Below are 16627 nucleotides of genomic sequence, written 5' to 3' on the forward strand. Positions count from 1 at the left end.
ATCCCGGGCCGGCTTGCCGGCCTTCAGTTGGCCGCACCGGCCTGTTTTCTCAGTCGGCCGCCCTGACGACCGTTCTCAGCTCAGTGTTTCGACGCGCAGGCCGTCTCCATCGAGGAAGGCCTGCACCGGTTTTCCGCGCGACACCCCTTCCATCTCCTCGGCGGTGATGTACCAGCCGTCGACCGACAGAAGCTCGGCCTCGTTGCGGCGGCAGAAGATGCGCGCGGCGGTGTTGCCCAGCGCGCCCGCAGAAGCCCGCCCGCGCAGCGTGCCGTAGACATGGATCGAGCCGGCGGCGACGATCTCCGAACCGGACGCGACCGAGCCCAGCACGATGACATCGCCATGCGCATGCATGATCGCCTGGCCGGAACGGATCGGCGTCTTGATCATCAGCGTGCCCGAATCGTAGTGCGAAACCTGCGGCCCGCTTTCGTCAGTCTTGCTTGCGCCAGCCTTGCCCTTGCCGGCGGCGCCGGCATCCGCGCGGCCCTCCGTGCCATGGTCCGGCGCCCTGCCCTCGGCAGCCTTGCCGTCCGGCTTGCCGGAACCCTCTTGCCCGCCCTTGCGGCCGGGCAGCAGCCCCTCCGTCGTCGCCTCCTTGGCGCCGACCAGCAGAGGCGGCAGGTCAGGCCCGAGCGAAGCCCCTTCCAGTTCGATGGCATAGATGCGGATGCCGCGCGTCCCCAGCTCCGCCACCAGCGCCGCGATCTCGCTCGGCGCGGGCTTCAAAACGTTCAGATCGAGCAGCACCGGCCGCCCGGCAAAATAGCCTGGCGAGTTGCCGATCCAGTGATCCAGCCCCTGCAGCCACTCCACCATGGGCGCTTCCGGGGTCAATGTGAAAGCGACGAAAGAACGGGCACGAAAGCGAATGGATTTGGCCTCGAGGGGAGCGGCAAAGGTCACGGCTGGCGAATCCTTACTGAGAGGTAAACGCTAGCGAGGGAATGGTTAACGAATGGTTAACGGAGGGGAGCAACTTGGCAGTCTTCGAGGAATTGGAAGGTCGCCAAAACGCCAGTTGCGGCCGCTGCCCGCAACACACTGAATGTCTTGATAGAGGCCGGGAGCGGACTGTCCAGTTTTCGGCGGGGGCTGTCGCTAAAGCTCCCCTTGGCTACTTACTTCACATGCCAGTTTTCGGCCCTAGCCTCTTCCATAGTCAGAGCTGATAAGTCGCAAAACGCGAGGTTGACCGAGCAAAGGGCCGGGGCGACTAACCGGCTTCGATAGCGCACCGCTTCTCGGTTTGCGTCTTGGGCGCCGGGCCATGGCTTTAGCGGCGGGCTCCCGGACATTGTCAGCATCTCGCGCGAGTCGAGGCTCCAGCCCCCGAGCGGTCTTGGCGATCCGTCCGGCTGCTCTGTCTGCATCCAATTACGAGCGGTGCGATCAACCCTTTCAATCCTCTTATCGATCTCTTATCGATTTTTCCGAGTAGCCCTCGCACCACCAATTGCAATGGGTCCGCACAACTGGCGAGCGGTGCGGGTCAGGCCAAGTCCCGCCGGCCGGAGCCAGCGGGCTGAGATGTGCGGTCGACGTGTGCTATTGTGTCGCCGCCTCGTCGCATGTTGATGGCACCAACGACCTGGATGTCGTTCCCTGTCGGCAGACCGCCGCGAAATAACCAAATCCCGCGTAGTGGTCACCGCGTGTTGTTTCCGAAGCGCTCGAGAAACCAGGGCGGCTTCGCGCGTCTGGTACGCGACGGAGGTCGACTTCCGTCAAATCACTCCTTAAGCAACGGAAAGTGCAGGAGCATCGAAATGGTCAGACTTGCCGCCAGTATAGCCCTGCCTGGTGCCCGGGCCGTTCAAGACGGTGTAGGGGAACACTGTCGGGATTGCGCTGGCGTCGTCGAGGCGAGCAATCTGTTCCACCGAGAGGCGAACGTTTGCCGCTGCAAGATTGTTTTCAAGCTGCGCAACGGTCCGCGGTCCGATAATCGGGAGCGAGCCCTTGGCTGCAACCCAGGCAATCGCGACCTCCCCAGACGTCACGCCGACCTCCTGCGCGACAGCGATCAAAGTGTCGAGAATTTCTGTTCGCTGTAGCGAATTTTCCGGCTGGAAAACGTTTCCGCCGAATCCTTCGCGACGGCCCTTCTCGCCTCTGCGATACTTACCGGTGAGCATGCCGCCGCCGAGTGGTGACCATGCAACCAGACCAAGACCTAGCGCCTTGCCTGCAGGCAGCAACTCCTGCTCGGTCGTACGTTCGACCAGGCTGTGTTCGTACTGCAGGCCGGCGATCGGAGCGACACCGCGAAGCTCGGCGATAGTAGCCGCCCGCGCGACACGCCACGCCGGGAAATCAGAGAGGCCCGCGTACAGGATCTTTCCCGAGCGTACGAGATCATCAAATCCGCGCACGATCTCCTCGGCCGGTGTCACACCATCCGACATGTGGATCCACAGGAGATCGATGTAGTCGGTCTTCAGACGCTTAAGGCTGTCCTCGACCGAGATAACCATCGCCTTGCGGCTGTTGCCAGTCGCCAAGATACCGCCTCTGGAACCTGCCGGCATCGAGTACTTCGTAGCCACAACGAAATCTTCACGTCGCCCGGCCAAGGCCTCGCCCAGGAACTCTTCGGCTTGGCCACCTTGGTAGACACCCGCAGTGTCGATGAAGTTGCCGCCGGCTTCCGCATACGCATCGAAAATGCCCAAGGATTCGTCGCGTTCGGCGCCGTACCCCCAGCCCGTACCGAAGTTGCCCGTTCCGAGAACCAGTTCGGAAACCCGCAGTCCAGTGTGCTCGCCGAAAAGTTTGTATCGCATAGGTGTCTCTCCATTCGTTTATTGATGGCGATCGCAATCAAACCATCTGCGCACTAGATATTTGACTTTGATGGCGACCGCAACTAAAAAAGCGCGATGAGATCGGAGTTTGAAAATGCGTGTTTCAAAGGAGAAGGCCTCGGCGAACCGAGATGCATTGCTGAAGGCGGCGAGCAGGCTGTTCCGCCAGCGTGGTATTGAAGGAGTCGGCGTGGCCGAAATCGCCAAAGAAGCGGGTCTCACTCACGGCGCGCTCTATGCTCATTTCTCATCTAAGGATGAACTGGCAGCAGCGGCGTTTTCCTATGGCTTTGCGCGGAATATGGCAGATACCCGCGCTTGGGCCGGGGATCGAAACCCCAGCTTTCAGGATTACATGGGAGGTCTGCTGTCACCGTTCATGCGTGACAAACTTGAAACAGGTTGTCCGATGGCCGCTTCCGCCAGCGAAATTGGGCGGCAGGACTGTGGCGTGAGCGCCAGCTTTACCGACGCGTTCCAAGAGATGGCCGCCATGCTGGAAGGTTCGATCGAGACGATCATTCCGGCCGCTGAAAAGCGCAAACTTGCGATAGCCGCCGTCGCCGCAGAAATTGGTGCCATGGCCGTGTCTCGTGCTATCGCGAAGACGGACGTGGCCTTGGCGGACGAAGTGTTGCAAGCCGTTCTCGAGACAGTCGCCGCTGCCTATCGGGGAAGTCGGCGGATTGGATAATCTTAGCTAGGTCGTGAACTCATAAAACGGAGACGGCCGGCCTTGGAGGGCCTTGGTTCAATGCACCGCGAAAAGGTGACTATCCTCGAGATCGGCCCAGCGACCTATCGGATCAGCTGTGCGCAGATCAAAGATGGCTGACAATACGCCGTCAACGAACAGCCCGACTGCGGCCACAGATGAGCTCCACCGGATCGAAACGGGCGTGTCAGCAGGCAAGTCGGTCACAGCTTTGGCATTGAAGGCGGAGACGATCCGTTTGCCCTCCTGCTTTCTCATGTCGAGCAAATAGAAGTATGCTGTTTCGTCATTTCTTTCGAATACGGCCCCGAACCGCCCTAGGTCGTCAGTCGCGCTTTCGTAGACATCGATCATAGCTGCTCCTCCTCGCAAACTTGGCCAACGCGACGAATGTTCGCAAGCTGGATGTTCACCGATAGGTCGCTTTCAACGCGAGCCAGATTGTGATTCAGCGTTCGCATGAGCCGATATGATCTGACCGACGTCGAGTGGCGTGTGATCGAGCCGCTGCTGCTCAACAAGTCCAGAGGCGTACCGCGCGTCGATGACCGGCGCGTGCTGAACGGCATCTTCTGGGTGCTGCGATCGGGCGCACCATGGCGGGACCTGCCCGAGCGCTATGGCCCGCGCACCACCTGCTACAACCGCTTCGTGCGATGGCGGAAGGCAGGCGTGTGGGACCGGCTGATGGACGCCATCACCGCCGCCCACGACGGCACCATCCAGATGATCGACAGCACCTCCGTTCGCGCCCACCAGCAGGCAGCGACGGCAAAAAGGGGGGCCAGATCACTGTCTCGGTCGATCACGCGGCGGGCTCACGACCAAGATTCACGTCGTCGTCGACGCGCAGGGCCTCCCGATCCGGCTCGGCCTGACCGCCGGGCAGACGCACGATGGGCAGGTCGTTGACCGGCTGCTCGATCATCTCGGCCCGCGCACCATCGTGCTGGCCGACAAAGCCTATGACGCCGATCGCATCCGCGAACTGATCCAGGAGCAGGGCGCGACGCCCAACATCCCGCCGAAGAGCAACCGGCGCTGGAAGCCCTGCTTCAGCAAGCGGCTCTACCGCGAGCACAACCTTATTGAGCGCTTCTTCTCCAAGCTGAAGCACTTCCGCCGCGTCGCGACCCGCTACGACAAGCTCGCTGCCAACTTCCTCGCCATGATCCAGCCCGCCTCAATGCGCCTGTGGCTCCGCGCTTATGAGTCTACGGCCTAATTTATCGGCATCCCGAAATAGGCTCTACTAACTCCCGTTGCGACAGCAGCCCCATGCCCTATTCACTGGGTGCAATGGAGGTAAGTATCATGGGCTTGCGCAGGTGGAATCCGCCCCTGACGCCGGCATTGACACTCCAAGACCATTCCAACGAATTATGACGTCTGCTTTTAGGAGCCTCCATAAGAGCCGCAAAGCTGCCGTCTACTAAGCGGGATTAAGAGTAAACCGGTCACGCAAGCTTGCGGCGTATCGCTATCGCGGTCACCAGAGGTACGCACCGAACAGCCCCCTCAATGGCGCTTAAAATACTGCACCTCCTTCTCATGTTTCTCCGCCGCCTCGCGCGTGTCAAACGTCCCCAGATTCCGTCTTTTCCCGGTCTTCTCGTCCTTCTTGCGGGAATAAAGCCGGTATTTGCCGTCCTTGAGTTTGCGGATCATCTCGCTCTCCCCTGATCAGGATTTGGCGCCCTTCCTGGCCTTGAGGCTGCGTGCTGCCTGCTCCACCGCCGCGCGGTCGGTGCCCAGGCGGTCGAGCAGCGCTTGCGCCTCGTCGCCCGAAATGCCGGTGCGGATGGCCAGTTCCTCGACCTCCAGCACGTCGGTGCTGGCGATCTCACGCGTCTGCGGCAGCGCGTCGTCGGCCGTCAGCGGCAGGGCTGCTTCCCTGTCGATCTCGGCCTCGGCCCGGTGCCAATGATGCTCGGGATCGCCGCCGCCTTCACGCTCCCAGATCTGGTATGCGCGTTTCTGGATCTTCTCGTGCCGGTCGTCGCCCATTGTCGTTCCTCCTTCGTGTCAGGGATGAACGCCGGGCTTGCGCGAATGATCCAAAAAATTTGCGTGATCGGAGGGATGGGTGAAACGGCAAGGTTTGCGCCCTACGACGCCCCCTCTGCCCTGCCGGGCGTTGTCGTTCGGAAAGCCAAGCAATTGGCTTTCCGTCCGCTACGCGGACCACTTCTCAACCCTCACAAGGGGGAGATTGGCTGTAACCTCGCATTTCGCCAATCCTCCATTGGCAAGCGGCGCGCGGCGCCTATTCGCACTGGCGCCTCGGTCCACCGGAGTATGGCTGGTAGCTGTTGTCCTCGGGACGGTAGGAGCGGTAGCGGCTGAAGCAGGATTGGACGTGGTCGTCCGAAAGGTCCGCTGTCGCAACCAGCGGCGCCGCGCCGCCCTCGACATAGCTGACTACGTCGGGCTGCTGCGCGGCCTGGCCGGCGTCGGCACTGGTTTCGAGATAGGGCGAGACGCAGGGGCGCTGCTGTCCGCTGTAGGACATGTAGCTGTTGTCGTCTGGATTGTAGGAGCGGTAGCGGTCCGCGCACCAGCTGACATGAGCAGCCGGCAGCCTGGCCTGCTGCTCGTCCGCATCGGGCGCCACCGCGCCTGTCTTGGTCGGGTCGACGGACTGCACCCTGGCGGCGGCGTCGGGTGCCGGGGCCTGCGCGGCGGCCACGCGCTCCAGGCCCGGCGCGGCCTTGTCCACGGGCTGTGCGTCCTTGGTCCACAGCTGCGAGACACTGTCGGCGGGCCTGGACTGATGCACCGGCTTGGCCAGTATCAGCCAGGCGGCGAAAGCCAGCCCGCTGGCAAAGACCGCAAGGGTGAGGACGAAGCCTGCGACCAGTGCCAGAACCGCTTTCATCACACACTCCTTGCGTCCCCGCTAATAGAATGCGGAGCACCGGGACTGGTTCCGGCGAGCGAGCGTATTGCACGGTCAGCACTGGAGCGGCATGCGGATGCGCGAGGCGGCAGGCCTTGCTGCTCAAACCGGCAGTTGCACATCCACCGAAAACTGGTTCTCCACGGCCAGCAATGCCCTGGCCATTTCCTTGTCGCGCTGGCGCTTTTGCAGATACCCGGCCAGCAGCCAGTCCAGCGAGAACCGGCCGGCGCCGACGGCGGCCAGCACGAACATGCCGCCTGATATGGCCAGGTCCTTTTCGAAATGCAGCAGCTCGTTCTGGCTGGCGAAGTTGGTGTGGAACAGCAAGGCCGTGGCCAGGCAGAACAGGCCGAGCCCGATGCCGCCCAACCGCGTCAGCAGACCTGATGCCACCGAGAGCCCTGCCCCCAATTGCAGCGCGATGGTGGCGACGAACAGCGGCAGCCCGACGCCAAGTGCTGCCATCGCCCTGGCGGCGCCGTCGAAATGGGTGGCCAGCGTCACGCCCTCATGCAGGAAGATGAAGGACATGAGCAGGCGGCCGGCAAGCAGGGTGACGTCCCTGATGTGGTATTTCGTGGCGAGGCCGGAAAGCTTCGCGGCGATTTCGTTCGGTGTCATGGTCAGCCTCCAATTTTTGAGCACAGGCAAGCGCCGCCAGCCGTGGGGCGCGCGAAAACGGCGCCTGACGGCTGTGAGTTCGAAAAGGCCGGAGCCGGCTCGAGGGAGAGGCGCCGGCTCCGGCAATGGGCGCCAGCCACGAGCGCCCAAACTGGTGATGGTGGTGGTGGAGGATGGGTTAGCGCCAGCCCCCACTCCGTCTCGGCTTCGCCGAGCCACCTCTCCCCCGCTTTGCGGAGGGAGAGGAATTGGGGCGCGGCTTTACTGCGTCACCTTGGTGTCGATGGCCTTCTGCAGGTCGGAAAGCTCCTCGCAGCCGGCGGGGCAGAGTTTCTGCAGCGAGGCCAGCTGCTCCTTGGCCTTGTTCATGTCGCCGGTCTCGACATAGAGCTCGCCCAGATATTCGCGGGCCGCCTTGTGGTCGGGCTTCAGCTCCAGCGCCTTGTTGTAATAGGTCAGCGCGGTGGTGACGTCGCCGGTCTTGCGCAGCGTGAAGCCGAGCAGATTATAGACGTCGGCCTGCTGGTTGTCCTGTGCGAGATCGCGCAGTTCGGCCAGCGCGCCCTTGTAATCCTTGGCGGCGATCTTGGCCTGGACGGCGGTGAGGTCGGGTGCGTCGGCGCCCTCTATATCATCCACCGCATAGGCCGGCATGATCGTTGCAACGGGAACGACGGTCAGCACGGCAATCGCACCGAGCAGGCCGAACAGGGCGTTTCTGCCCAAAAGAAGCTGTTTCATTGTCTTTCTCGCTTAGGTCTGAGTTACCCGTTCAAATCTGAACGGGAGAGAAGCCATAGGCATTGCCGTCTTTCACGAAGACGCCGGTGCCGGGGAACGGGAAATGCGACCCGGAAATGCGGATGTTGTCCGCGATCACCCGGTCGATGATCTTGTGGCGCGTGGCAATCGCGGTCGGCCCATCCTGGTCGTAGCTGCCCTGCCATTCCGGGTGCGGCGCCAGCAGCGCCGGCACATACATGGTGTCGGCCGAGATCATCAGCTGCTCCTTGCCGGAATTGGCGAGATACACCGAGTGGCCGGGCGTGTGGCCGGGCGCCGCGACAATCTGGATGCCGGGCGCCACTTCCGCGCCGTCCTCGACCAGCTTCCAGTTCTTCCATTTCGGGAAGTTCTCGGCGATCCGCTTGCCCGCCGGCTTGCGGCCCTCGGGCAGCTTGGCCAGCCGGCTCGGGTCTGTCCACCAATTGTATTCGGTGGCGTTGACGATCAGCTCGGCATTGGGGAACACCGGCGTGTTGGTGCCCTTTTCCATCAGGCCCCAGACATGGTCGGGGTGGAAATGCGAGATCATGATTGTGTCGATCGCCTTATAGTCGATGCCGGCGGCGGCCATGTTGGCCGGCAGATGCGTGGCATTGGCCTGCCACTGGCCGACGCCCGAGCCCGCATCCATCATGATCAGCTTGCCGCCCATCTTGAGCACGACGACGGTGAGCGGGATGGGCATGAAGTCGGTGGTCAGCCCCGCCTTGGCGAGGGCCGCCTTGGTGTCTTCGACCGAGACATCCTTGATGAAGGCCGGGTCGTGCGGCTTCTTCCAGATGCCGTCATAGATGGCGGTGACCTCGATGTCGCCGACCGTGTATTTGTAGAAGCCGACGGTCGGCTCGACCGGTGTTTCGGCGAAAGCAGGGCGGGTGAATTCGAGTTTGCCGGCAAGGCCGAAAGCGGCAGCTGCGGCGGCGGATTGAAGCACTGTGCGGCGTGTCATGCTGAACATTGTGGTCTCCTGTGGGTTGCGGTGGCGGCAAAAAATCGCGGTAGGAGCGACGGAGGGCCACGCCACATGGCCCCCCGTCCTGATCGCGGACCGGGACGGGACCTCGAGGCTGTCCCACCCCTGAACTCAGTTGCCCCAGATGCCCTGGCCTGGTTCGTCCGCCTCAGATTTCGTTGTCGCCCGGACACCGTGCCGGACCATGTCGGCCTTGCGGATCGAGGCGGTGTGGGTGTTGTCGACCGTGGCGGCCGTCTGGTTGGCGGTGCGGTCGTCAAAATGGTCGCTGCCGGCAAAGGCGCCGGTGGTGGCCACGAGGATGGCGGCGGCGGTGAGAGCGAGGGTTTTCATGTCGATGCGTCCTGTTTGTGAGGTTTGAGAAGGCGTTCGAAGGTCGGGGGCGCTCAGCGGCCCCAGAGACTGTCCTCGTTGTGCCGGTTGATGATGTCCTGGACCGACCCTTGGCTCGGCCCGGTCGTCACCTCGGTGTCGACGCCGGCCGGGTGCGCGGTGTGGGGGATCGAGGCGGTGGCATTGGTGTCGACGGAAGCGACAGGCTGGTTGACATTGTCGCCGCCGAAATGGTCGCTGCCGGCAAAGGCGGCACTCGAGGCAAGCAACATCGCAGCCACGCTGAGAGCGAGCTTGGTCATTTCAGGTAAATCCTTGTTTCGTTTCTTCGCGTCGCGGGCCGGTTTGGCCCCGCTGAAGGGAAGACCCGGCAAGGCGGTGCTTTATTCCCGAGGGTGGTGAGCTTTTTTTGGAAGGGGCGGGTTCAAGGGGTCGCGGCCAGGCAGAACTTTGGTTCCTCGCCCCCACGAATGTGGGGGAGAGTGGCTCGGCGAAGCCGAGACGGAGCGGGCGATGGCGCAGACCTGTGCCAGCTTATGTTCCTAGAGAGGTCGCGCTTTACGAAGGCCCCCTCTCCGACCGCTTCGCGGCCACCTCTCCCCCGCCTTTAACGGGGGCGAGGAACCGGCTTTGCGCGGCTCTCCAGCCGCTCAGACACAATTCAGAAACAAGTTTCAACAATTCGGAAAAACTGGCGAAAAGATCGGATGGCATAACCATCCTGCGGGGGACTGCGTGGACTTCCTTTTCCGAAGCTTCGGTCCGCCATCGACAAGGGTCAAATTGCAGCGGCGGCACAGCCGAAAATGCCTGCTCGAACGGCGACATGAACAGCCGGGCGATACGCGGCCAGGACGAGAAAGTATGGAAATGGATTACGGTGTCGATATCGTCGGCCTGGACAGGGACGCGGCAAGCCAGGGCAATTCACCCGAGACTGGGCTGGCCCAAAACGGGCTGGCAAGCGTCGATGCGCTAGCTAGGCTCGCTCACGATTCGGCATCGGCTGCTCGCAGCCAGATCCTGTTGGGCGCCGATTTCGCGCGGGCAGGCCAGCCCTACGAGCGGCTCGACGCGGTCTTCGAAGAGCTCGCTCAAACATTCGCCACCTTGCCGGCGGTGATCTCCGACGGACGTGCCTGGACGTATCAGGAGCTGGACCGCCGCGCCAACCAGTTCGCCCGTGTGCTGATCAAGCGCGGCGTGCGGCCTGGCCACCGGGTCGGGCTCATTCTCGACCGCTCGGCGGAGACCTATATCGCCTTGCTCGCCGTGGTGAAGGCGGGCGCCGCCTTCGTGCCGCTGGCCACCGCCTTTCCGCAAGAGCGCATGGCGCTGATCATCGAAGACGCCGGCGTCAGCCTGATCGTCACCATCGCCACCTATGCGTCGCGGGCCGACCAGCTGCCGGTTCCCCATGTGCTGATCGACAGCGCCGCCGCCGAGATCTCCAAACAGTCCGGCGCGCCGCTGAAGCCGCAAGAGGCGCCGGCGGAAGACATTTGCTACATCCTGTACACGTCGGGCACGACCGGCAGGCCGAAGGGCGTGGCCATCCGGCACCAGAGCTTCGTCAACTTCATCCGTGTCGCCGCCGCGTCCTACGGCTACAGGCCGGGCGATCGCGTCTACCAGGGCATGACGATTGCCTTCGACTTTTCCTCCGAGGAGATTTGGGTGCCGTTCGTCGCCGGCGCGACCGTGGTGCCCGCGCCCGGCCAGATGCCGCTCGTTGGCGAGGAGCTGGCGGATTTCCTGCGCCACCATGAAATCACCTGCATGGCCTGCAGCCCGACGCTTCTGTCGTCCATGACATCGGATGTGCCCAGCCTGCGCACACTCCTGGTCGGCGGCGAGGCCTGCCCGCACAATCTGGTGGTGCGCTGGTCGAAGCCGGGGCGGCAGATCCTCAACACCTATGGCCCGACCGAGGCGACCGTCACGGCAACGATGGGCGCGCTGACGCCGGACAAGCCGGTCACCATCGGCGTGCCGCTGCCCACCTATTCCATCGTCATTCTCGATCCGTCGCTGCCGGAACTGGCCGAGCCCAGTGAACTGGGCGAGATCGGCATTGCCGGCATCGGGCTCGCCGTCGGTTACCTGAACAGGCAAGACCTGACGGAACAGAAGTTCATCGCCGATTTCATCGGCCTGCCGAACAACCCGTCGCAGCGCATCTACCGCACCGGCGACCTTGGCCGGATCAACGGCGATGGCGAGATCGAATATGCCGGGCGCATCGACACCCAGGTGAAGATCCGCGGCTATCGTATCGAGCTCGGTGAGATCGAGGCGGTGCTGCTGGACCAGCCGGAGATCGCACAGGCTGCCGTCACCACCTGGGAGATCGAGCCCGGCCGCGTCGAACTCGTCGCCTATTACGCGCCCAAGGCCGGACAGCCGGCGCTCTCGCGCGCCGATCTCGCCCAGACGATGAAGCGGCGCCTGCCGGATTACATGGTGCCCTCCTATCTGGAGGAACTGCCCGCGATCCCGATGACGGTCTCCAACAAGGTGGACCTTCGCCAGCTGCCGAAGCCGACAAGCGTGCGGCTTTCCGCCGACCGGGCGATGGTAGCGCCCGGCAATGACGACGAGCGCTTCCTGGCCGAGGCGCTGGGCGCGGTGCTGAAATTCGACGAGGTGTCGGTCGAGGACAATTTCTTCGACGATCTCGGCGCCAACTCGCTGCTGATGGCGCATTTCTGCGCGCGTGTGCGCACCCGCAAGGAATGGGCGACGACGTCCATGCGCGACATCTATCTCCATCCGACGGTGGCGCGCCTGGCCAAGCACCTCAGCGTCTCGGAAGATATGACGGCCGCCACCAACGAGCCTGTTCTCACCCGCCGGGCGTCGAATTTTGCCTACTGGACCTGCGGAATGGCGCAGTTGCTGTTCTACGGGGTCTACAGCTATGTCGGCCTGTGGGCGATCAACATCGGCCTCAACTGGATGTATGAAGCGCTCGACGATCCGCTGCAGCTCTATATCAGATGCGTGGCGCTCTCGTCCGGCGTGTTCTTCGGCATGACGGGCTTTGCCGTCCTGGCGAAATGGGTGCTCGTCGGCCGCTGGAAGGCCGAAACCTTCCCCATATGGGGCCTGCGCTACTATCGCTTCTGGGTGGTCAAGACCTTGATCCGCACCGCCCCCGTCGTGCTGTTCCGCGGCAGCCCGCTCTACAGCCTCTATCTGCAGCTTCTCGGCACCAAACTCGGACACAACGCCGTCATCGAATCCAAATCCGTACCGGTCTGCACGGATCTGATCTCGATTGGCGCCAACACCATCCTGCGCAAGGAATCGATGATCCTCGGCTATCGGGCGCAGTCAGGCTATATCCACACCGGACCGCTGACCATCGGCCGCGATGCCTTCATCGGCGTGGGCTCCACGCTCGACATCGACACCTCTATTGGCGACGGCGGCCAGCTCGGCCATTCGTCCTCGCTGCAGCGCGGGCAAAGCATCCCGGACGGCGAACACTGGCATGGGTCACCGGCCGTGCCGACCACGGCGGACTATTGCAAGGTGCGCAATGTAAATCCTTACCAGGTCCGCCGCTTCCTCTATGAGGCCGTTCAGCTGGTGGTGCTGTTTGCCATCGTCACCCCACTGCCATTCCTGTTCCAGAGCTATTGGGAAAGCGTCGGCGACGACTACCAGGAGACGATCGGCCTTGTCGCGGTCGGCACCACGGTCACGCTCTTTGGCTATATCGCCGTGGCCTTTCTCGTGGCGACGCTGGTGCCCCGCTTGACAAACCTGGTTCTGAAGCCAGGCCGCACCTACACGCTTTACGGTTTCCGCTACTGGCTGCAGACCGTCGCCGAATTCACCAGCAACTCGCGCGTGCTGGGGCTGCTGTTCGGCGACAGCTCGGCGATCGTGCATTACATGCGCGCCATCGGCTGGAACCTCAACAAGGTGGTGCAGACCGGCTCCAATTTCGGCTCCAACCAGCAGCACGAAAACCCGCTTCTGTGCGAGATCGGCACCGAGACCATGGTGTCGGACGGCCTGTTCATGATCAACATGCACAAATCCGCCTCGGCGTTCCGGCTCGAGCGGACGCGCATCGGCGAGCGCAACTATCTCGGCAACAACATCTATTATCCGCCGGATGGACGCACGGGCGACAACGTCCTGCTCGGCACCAAGGTGATGATCCCCATCGATGGGCCGGTGCGCGAGAATGTCGGGCTCCTGGGTTCGCCTGCCTTTGAAATCCCCCGCATGGTCAACCGCGACAAGGAACTCATCGCCGGGGTCGACGAGGCGGACCGACGCCAGCGCATCCCGAACAAGAACCGCCACAATCTGGTGACGATCCTTCTGTTCCTGGCCACGCAATGGGCGATGCTGTTCGCAACGCTGGCGATCTGGGATCGCGCGCTGAACTACTACACCGAATGGGCTGAGGTGGCGCTGTTCGTCGCCGTGCTCCTGACCTCGGCGATCACCATTCCGTTCTACATCCTGGTCGAACGGGCCAGCCTTGGCTTCGGCCGGCTGAAGCCGCAGATGACGACGATCTACGACGTCGCGTTCTGGCGCCACGAACGCCATTGGAAGCTTGCCGATTCGCCGATCGTGCGCCTGTTTGCCGGCACGCCGTTCCGGCCGATGATCCTGCGCATGCTAGGCGTCAAGGTCGGCAGCCGCGTCTATGATGGCGGAGCTAACCTGACCGAGCGCTCGCTGGTCGAGATCGGCGACGATGTCACGCTCAACGAAGGCTGCGTCATCCAGGCTCACTCGCTGGAGGAAGGCGCGTTCAAGTCCGACTATATCCGCATCGGCAAGGGCTGCACGCTCGGACCGTCCGCCTTTGTCCACTACGGCGTCGTGATGGGCGAAGGATCGGTGGCAGACACAGATTCCTTCGTCATGAAGGGCGAGGAGCTGGAACCCCACTCCATCTGGCGCGGCAACCCGGCCAAGCTGCATCGCTTCGTGATCCCGGTCACGGACGACGGTGCCAAGGCGTCGGCTTGAAGGCCGGAGAAATCCGCCTCGCCCCTGTGACCAAGGCCAATCGGGCCTTGGTCGCGTCGCTGGAACTGGCGCCGGAGCAAATGGATTTTGTCGCTGGCAATGAAGCCTCGCTGGAGGAGGCGCAATCCGACGAGGACGCGCGGCCACGTGTCATCATGGCCGGGGATCGTATCGTCGGTTTCCTCATGTACGACGCGCCGGATGATGACGACGAGGCGCGCATCTACCGCTTCATGATCGACCGCGCCTGGCAGGGCAGAGGCTACGGCAAGGCCGCGTTGCGCGAGGTGCTGCACGAGATCGGCGGGCTCGGTCACGTCAGGCACGTCTCGATCTGCTACGAACCGCAGAATGAAGCGGCACGCCAGCTCTATCGCACCGCCGGTTTCGTGGAAGAAGGGCTCGACGAGGATGGGGAAATGATCGCCGACCTCGTCCTGCCTAGAGGATGATCGTCAATGCGGCCACCCTCCCCTGAAGCCGCGTTGACCGAGGCGATGGCGGCAATCGCGCCGCAAGGTGTCCGGACCGGATGCCGGGTGATAGGCGACGCGGACGAGGCCCACCTGCTGCCCGAGGAAGCGCGTTCCATCCCTGCGCGCCAGCCGGCCATGCGCCGCGCCAGCGGTGCCGCCCGCTGGGTCGCGCACCGGCTGCTGGCCGATACCGGCATCAGCGACCTCGCCATTCCGCGCGCCCCATCCGGCGCCCCGCTCTGGCCGAACGGGATAGTTGGCTCGCTCGCCCATGACGACGACATGGCCGTGGCGGCGGTCGCGCCTGTCGGCGGTATCGTCTCTCTCGGCATTGACGTCGAGCCCGCCGAACCCTTGCCGGACGACATTTTCGCGATCGTTGCAACCGGCGCGGATCGCACCGGCGCGGCGGACCCGCGGCTAGCCGGCCGCATCCTGTTTGCCGCCAAGGAGGCGGTCTACAAGGCGGCCTACCCGCTCGATCGCGAGGTGCTGGGCTACGAGGACATCGCCGTGGACCTCGATGCCGGCCGCGCGACGACGAAGACCGGCCGCAAGGTCAGCCTCGCCTACTGCATCGCCCCGCGTGTGGTCGTGTTGGCGTTTGTCGGCAAATAGCGCAGCCTATTCGCCCACAATCTCCCGATAGGTCCTCATCGCGCCGTCCTGGCCGCGTATCCGCCAGGTGTCCCCTTCGCGGCCCTCGATAGGACACGGCCCGAGCGGCACCTTGCCGCCGCCTTCCGGCAAGTCGAGCACATAGACGGGATTGCAGATGCCGGACAGGCGCGCCCTCAGCGCTTCCACCAGCGCCTGGCCTTGCGCGATCGTGGTGCGCCGATGCGCCATGCCGCGCGCGAGGTCGCCGTGGTGCAGGTAATAGGGTTTTACTCCCAGCCGGTACATCAGCTCGCGGCAGAGCTCCTCCAATACCTCGACCGTATCGTTGACGCCCTTGAGCAGAACGCTCTGGTTGAGCAGCACGAAGCCCGCCTGCCGCATGGTGCGGCACGCCACCTCGGTCGCGGGCGTGATCTCCCGCGCGTGGTTGAAATGCGTGACGACGGTCACCATCAGCCGGCCCTGCAGCGCGGCGACCAGCCCGGATGTGATGCGCGACGGCAGCGCGACTGGCACGCGGGTGTGGATGCGCAGCAGCCGCACATGCGGGATCGCCTCGATGCGCGCGACGATTTCGGCCAGCGCCTTGTCGGGCAGCGAGAGCGGGTCGCCGCCGGTCAGGATCACCTCGCGGATCTCAGGATGATCCGCGATATAGGCCAGCGCCGGCTCGAGCGCCTCGCGCGTATAGCCGCGGCCGATCGAGGTCAGCGATTCCTTGCGGAAGCAGAACCGGCAATAGACCGCGCATTGATAGGTCGGGAACAGCAGCACCCGGTCGGTATGGCGATGCGTCAGTCGCGGCACCGGGCTGAAGTCATGGTCGGCGATCGGATCGCCCAGCTCGCCCTCCGCCTCCTCCAATTCGTCCGGCGACGGGATGACCTGCGCGCGGATCGGATCGGCCGGGTCGTTCCAGTCGATCAGGTCGAGATAGGCTTTTGGCGCACGCACCTTGTGGTGCGCGGCAGCAGCTTGGGCGGCGGCGCGCTCGACCGGCGACAGCGGCAGGCGGTCGAGATCGCGCACATGCCGCACGCCCTGGCGGACATCGTCCTGCCAGGTGGTGTCGGGGGCGGCGCGGGTTGCATCTTTGAGGTCGGTCATGGCAGGTCTCGGAGTGGTCGCGCGGACCTATCGACCGGATGGACGACGCGGTCAACCGTCACTGGAAGCCAACGGCGCAAGCCGCGCCCGTAGAGCACCGGCCCTGCCAAGCAGCCAAACCTCACCCTCCAGGCCAATGTCCTTCAGGCGGCGGTCGGAAAACCGCGAAATCCGGCGCAACGCGCGGCGACGCTCAAATGCCGCCGTGCTGCGTATGGCAAGGCCGCTCATCGCGGCGCCAATGGGTCCAAGGGTCAAGGTCATGTCAGTCTCCTATTC

General features: G+C 63.6%; 17 protein-coding genes and 1 pseudogene. 5 read left to right on the forward strand and 13 right to left on the reverse strand.

Annotated features, from left to right (window positions below; genetic code table 11):
- Nucleotides 1–75 precede the first annotated feature (75 nt).
- Nucleotides 76–909 carry a septum site-determining protein MinC gene (gene minC, locus MAFF_RS08850; protein WP_032931017.1) on the reverse strand — a complete coding sequence of 278 codons (834 nt, stop codon included), beginning with the start codon at nucleotides 907–909 and terminating at the stop codon, nucleotides 76–78.
- An 833-nt stretch (nucleotides 910–1742) separates the two neighbouring features.
- Entirely contained in the window at nucleotides 1743–2789 is a 1047-nt protein-coding gene (locus MAFF_RS08855; protein ID WP_010910551.1) for an aldo/keto reductase, read from the reverse strand.
- A gap of 115 nt (nucleotides 2790–2904) precedes the next feature.
- Here MAFF_RS08855 and MAFF_RS08860 point away from each other — a divergent pair, with 115 nt between their 5' ends.
- Entirely contained in the window at nucleotides 2905–3504 is a 600-nt protein-coding gene (locus MAFF_RS08860) for a TetR/AcrR family transcriptional regulator (RefSeq protein WP_010910552.1), read from the forward strand.
- A gap of 57 nt (nucleotides 3505–3561) precedes the next feature.
- Here MAFF_RS08860 and MAFF_RS08865 read toward each other — a convergent pair whose 3' ends face one another.
- Nucleotides 3562–3879 carry a DUF2251 domain-containing protein gene (locus MAFF_RS08865; protein ID WP_010910553.1) on the reverse strand — a complete coding sequence of 106 codons (318 nt, stop codon included), beginning with the start codon at nucleotides 3877–3879 and terminating at the stop codon, nucleotides 3562–3564.
- Between the two features lie 105 nt (nucleotides 3880–3984).
- Between MAFF_RS08865 and MAFF_RS37550 the strand changes: the two are divergent.
- Nucleotides 3985–4750 (forward strand): annotated as a pseudogene (locus MAFF_RS37550) (IS5 family transposase).
- A gap of 293 nt (nucleotides 4751–5043) precedes the next feature.
- Here MAFF_RS37550 and MAFF_RS39965 read toward each other — a convergent pair.
- The 8 genes from MAFF_RS39965 to MAFF_RS08905 all read right to left on the reverse strand — a co-directional run bounded on the left by MAFF_RS39965 (nucleotide 5044) and on the right by MAFF_RS08905 (nucleotide 9442).
- A complete protein-coding gene (locus tag MAFF_RS39965; protein ID WP_010910556.1) occupies nucleotides 5044–5193 on the reverse strand; it encodes a hypothetical protein in 150 nt (49 codons plus the stop codon).
- Between the two features lie 15 nt (nucleotides 5194–5208).
- Nucleotides 5209–5532 carry a DUF2934 domain-containing protein gene (locus MAFF_RS08875; RefSeq protein ID WP_010910557.1) on the reverse strand — a complete coding sequence of 108 codons (324 nt, stop codon included), beginning with the start codon at nucleotides 5530–5532 and terminating at the stop codon, nucleotides 5209–5211.
- A 259-nt stretch (nucleotides 5533–5791) separates the two neighbouring features.
- Complete coding sequence (locus MAFF_RS08880; protein ID WP_010910558.1) at nucleotides 5792–6406, reverse strand: BA14K family protein; 615 nt, start codon at nucleotides 6404–6406, stop codon at nucleotides 5792–5794.
- Nucleotides 6407–6526: 120 nt separating this feature from the next.
- Nucleotides 6527–7048 (reverse strand): DoxX family protein, encoded by a 522-nt coding sequence (locus tag MAFF_RS08885; protein ID WP_010910559.1) that lies wholly within the window; start codon nucleotides 7046–7048, stop codon nucleotides 6527–6529.
- Between the two features lie 261 nt (nucleotides 7049–7309).
- Nucleotides 7310–7789 (reverse strand): tetratricopeptide repeat protein, encoded by a 480-nt coding sequence (locus tag MAFF_RS08890; protein ID WP_010910560.1) that lies wholly within the window; start codon nucleotides 7787–7789, stop codon nucleotides 7310–7312.
- A gap of 31 nt (nucleotides 7790–7820) precedes the next feature.
- Nucleotides 7821–8792 (reverse strand): MBL fold metallo-hydrolase, encoded by a 972-nt coding sequence (locus MAFF_RS08895; RefSeq protein WP_044548149.1) that lies wholly within the window; start codon nucleotides 8790–8792, stop codon nucleotides 7821–7823.
- A 126-nt stretch (nucleotides 8793–8918) separates the two neighbouring features.
- The gene (locus tag MAFF_RS08900) at nucleotides 8919–9140 is read right to left on the reverse strand and encodes a DUF680 domain-containing protein (RefSeq protein ID WP_010910562.1); all 222 of its coding nucleotides are present in this window, start codon (nucleotides 9138–9140) and stop codon (nucleotides 8919–8921) included.
- A gap of 53 nt (nucleotides 9141–9193) precedes the next feature.
- Nucleotides 9194–9442 carry a DUF680 domain-containing protein gene (locus MAFF_RS08905; RefSeq protein WP_010910563.1) on the reverse strand — a complete coding sequence of 83 codons (249 nt, stop codon included), beginning with the start codon at nucleotides 9440–9442 and terminating at the stop codon, nucleotides 9194–9196.
- 562 nt (nucleotides 9443–10004) lie between these two features.
- On the opposite strand from MAFF_RS08905, the gene MAFF_RS08910 reads away from it, so the two are divergent.
- Genes MAFF_RS08910 through MAFF_RS08920 form a run of 3 tightly spaced genes read left to right on the forward strand, consistent with a single transcriptional unit; the run spans nucleotide 10005 to nucleotide 15238 of the window.
- Nucleotides 10005–14144 (forward strand): Pls/PosA family non-ribosomal peptide synthetase, encoded by a 4140-nt coding sequence (locus MAFF_RS08910; RefSeq protein WP_044548151.1) that lies wholly within the window; start codon nucleotides 10005–10007, stop codon nucleotides 14142–14144.
- Nucleotides 14141–14596: a GNAT family N-acetyltransferase gene (locus MAFF_RS08915; RefSeq protein ID WP_162034349.1), complete on the forward strand. Its 456-nt coding sequence runs from the start codon at nucleotides 14141–14143 to the stop codon at nucleotides 14594–14596. Before MAFF_RS08910 ends, MAFF_RS08915 begins: the two co-directional genes overlap by 4 nt.
- Before the next feature lie 6 nt (nucleotides 14597–14602).
- Nucleotides 14603–15238 (forward strand): 4'-phosphopantetheinyl transferase family protein, encoded by a 636-nt coding sequence (locus tag MAFF_RS08920; RefSeq protein ID WP_010910566.1) that lies wholly within the window; start codon nucleotides 14603–14605, stop codon nucleotides 15236–15238.
- 6 nt (nucleotides 15239–15244) lie between these two features.
- On the opposite strand, the gene MAFF_RS08925 is transcribed toward MAFF_RS08920, so the two are convergent.
- Together MAFF_RS08925 and MAFF_RS37555 are read right to left on the reverse strand one after the other, a co-directional pair.
- The gene (locus MAFF_RS08925; protein ID WP_010910567.1) at nucleotides 15245–16348 is read right to left on the reverse strand and encodes a KamA family radical SAM protein; all 1104 of its coding nucleotides are present in this window, start codon (nucleotides 16346–16348) and stop codon (nucleotides 15245–15247) included.
- 51 nt (nucleotides 16349–16399) lie between these two features.
- Nucleotides 16400–16612: a DUF1127 domain-containing protein gene (locus MAFF_RS37555; RefSeq protein WP_010910568.1), complete on the reverse strand. Its 213-nt coding sequence runs from the start codon at nucleotides 16610–16612 to the stop codon at nucleotides 16400–16402.
- Nucleotides 16613–16627 lie beyond the last annotated feature (15 nt).

It is taken from the genome of Mesorhizobium japonicum MAFF 303099, assembly GCF_000009625.1.
In the GTDB taxonomy this organism is placed as follows: domain Bacteria; phylum Pseudomonadota; class Alphaproteobacteria; order Rhizobiales; family Rhizobiaceae; genus Mesorhizobium; species Mesorhizobium japonicum.

Coding starts and splice junctions, on each gene's coding strand:
- MAFF_RS08920 (WP_010910566.1), top strand. CDS start 14,603: ATGCGGCCACCCTCCCCTGAAGCCGCGTTGACCGAGGCGATGGCGGCA.
- MAFF_RS08855 (WP_010910551.1), bottom strand. CDS start 2,789: ATGCGATACAAACTTTTCGGCGAGCACACTGGACTGCGGGTTTCCGAA.
- MAFF_RS08895 (WP_044548149.1), bottom strand. CDS start 8,792: ATGTTCAGCATGACACGCCGCACAGTGCTTCAATCCGCCGCCGCAGCT.
- MAFF_RS08885 (WP_010910559.1), bottom strand. CDS start 7,048: ATGACACCGAACGAAATCGCCGCGAAGCTTTCCGGCCTCGCCACGAAA.
- MAFF_RS08865 (WP_010910553.1), bottom strand. CDS start 3,879: ATGATCGATGTCTACGAAAGCGCGACTGACGACCTAGGGCGGTTCGGG.
- MAFF_RS08890 (WP_010910560.1), bottom strand. CDS start 7,789: ATGAAACAGCTTCTTTTGGGCAGAAACGCCCTGTTCGGCCTGCTCGGT.
- MAFF_RS08925 (WP_010910567.1), bottom strand. CDS start 16,348: ATGACCGACCTCAAAGATGCAACCCGCGCCGCCCCCGACACCACCTGG.
- MAFF_RS08860 (WP_010910552.1), top strand. CDS start 2,905: ATGCGTGTTTCAAAGGAGAAGGCCTCGGCGAACCGAGATGCATTGCTG.
- MAFF_RS08910 (WP_044548151.1), top strand. CDS start 10,005: ATGGAAATGGATTACGGTGTCGATATCGTCGGCCTGGACAGGGACGCG.
- MAFF_RS08905 (WP_010910563.1), bottom strand. CDS start 9,442: ATGACCAAGCTCGCTCTCAGCGTGGCTGCGATGTTGCTTGCCTCGAGT.
- MAFF_RS37555 (WP_010910568.1), bottom strand. CDS start 16,612: ATGACCTTGACCCTTGGACCCATTGGCGCCGCGATGAGCGGCCTTGCC.
- MAFF_RS39965 (WP_010910556.1), bottom strand. CDS start 5,193: ATGATCCGCAAACTCAAGGACGGCAAATACCGGCTTTATTCCCGCAAG.
- MAFF_RS08900 (WP_010910562.1), bottom strand. CDS start 9,140: ATGAAAACCCTCGCTCTCACCGCCGCCGCCATCCTCGTGGCCACCACC.
- MAFF_RS08875 (WP_010910557.1), bottom strand. CDS start 5,532: ATGGGCGACGACCGGCACGAGAAGATCCAGAAACGCGCATACCAGATC.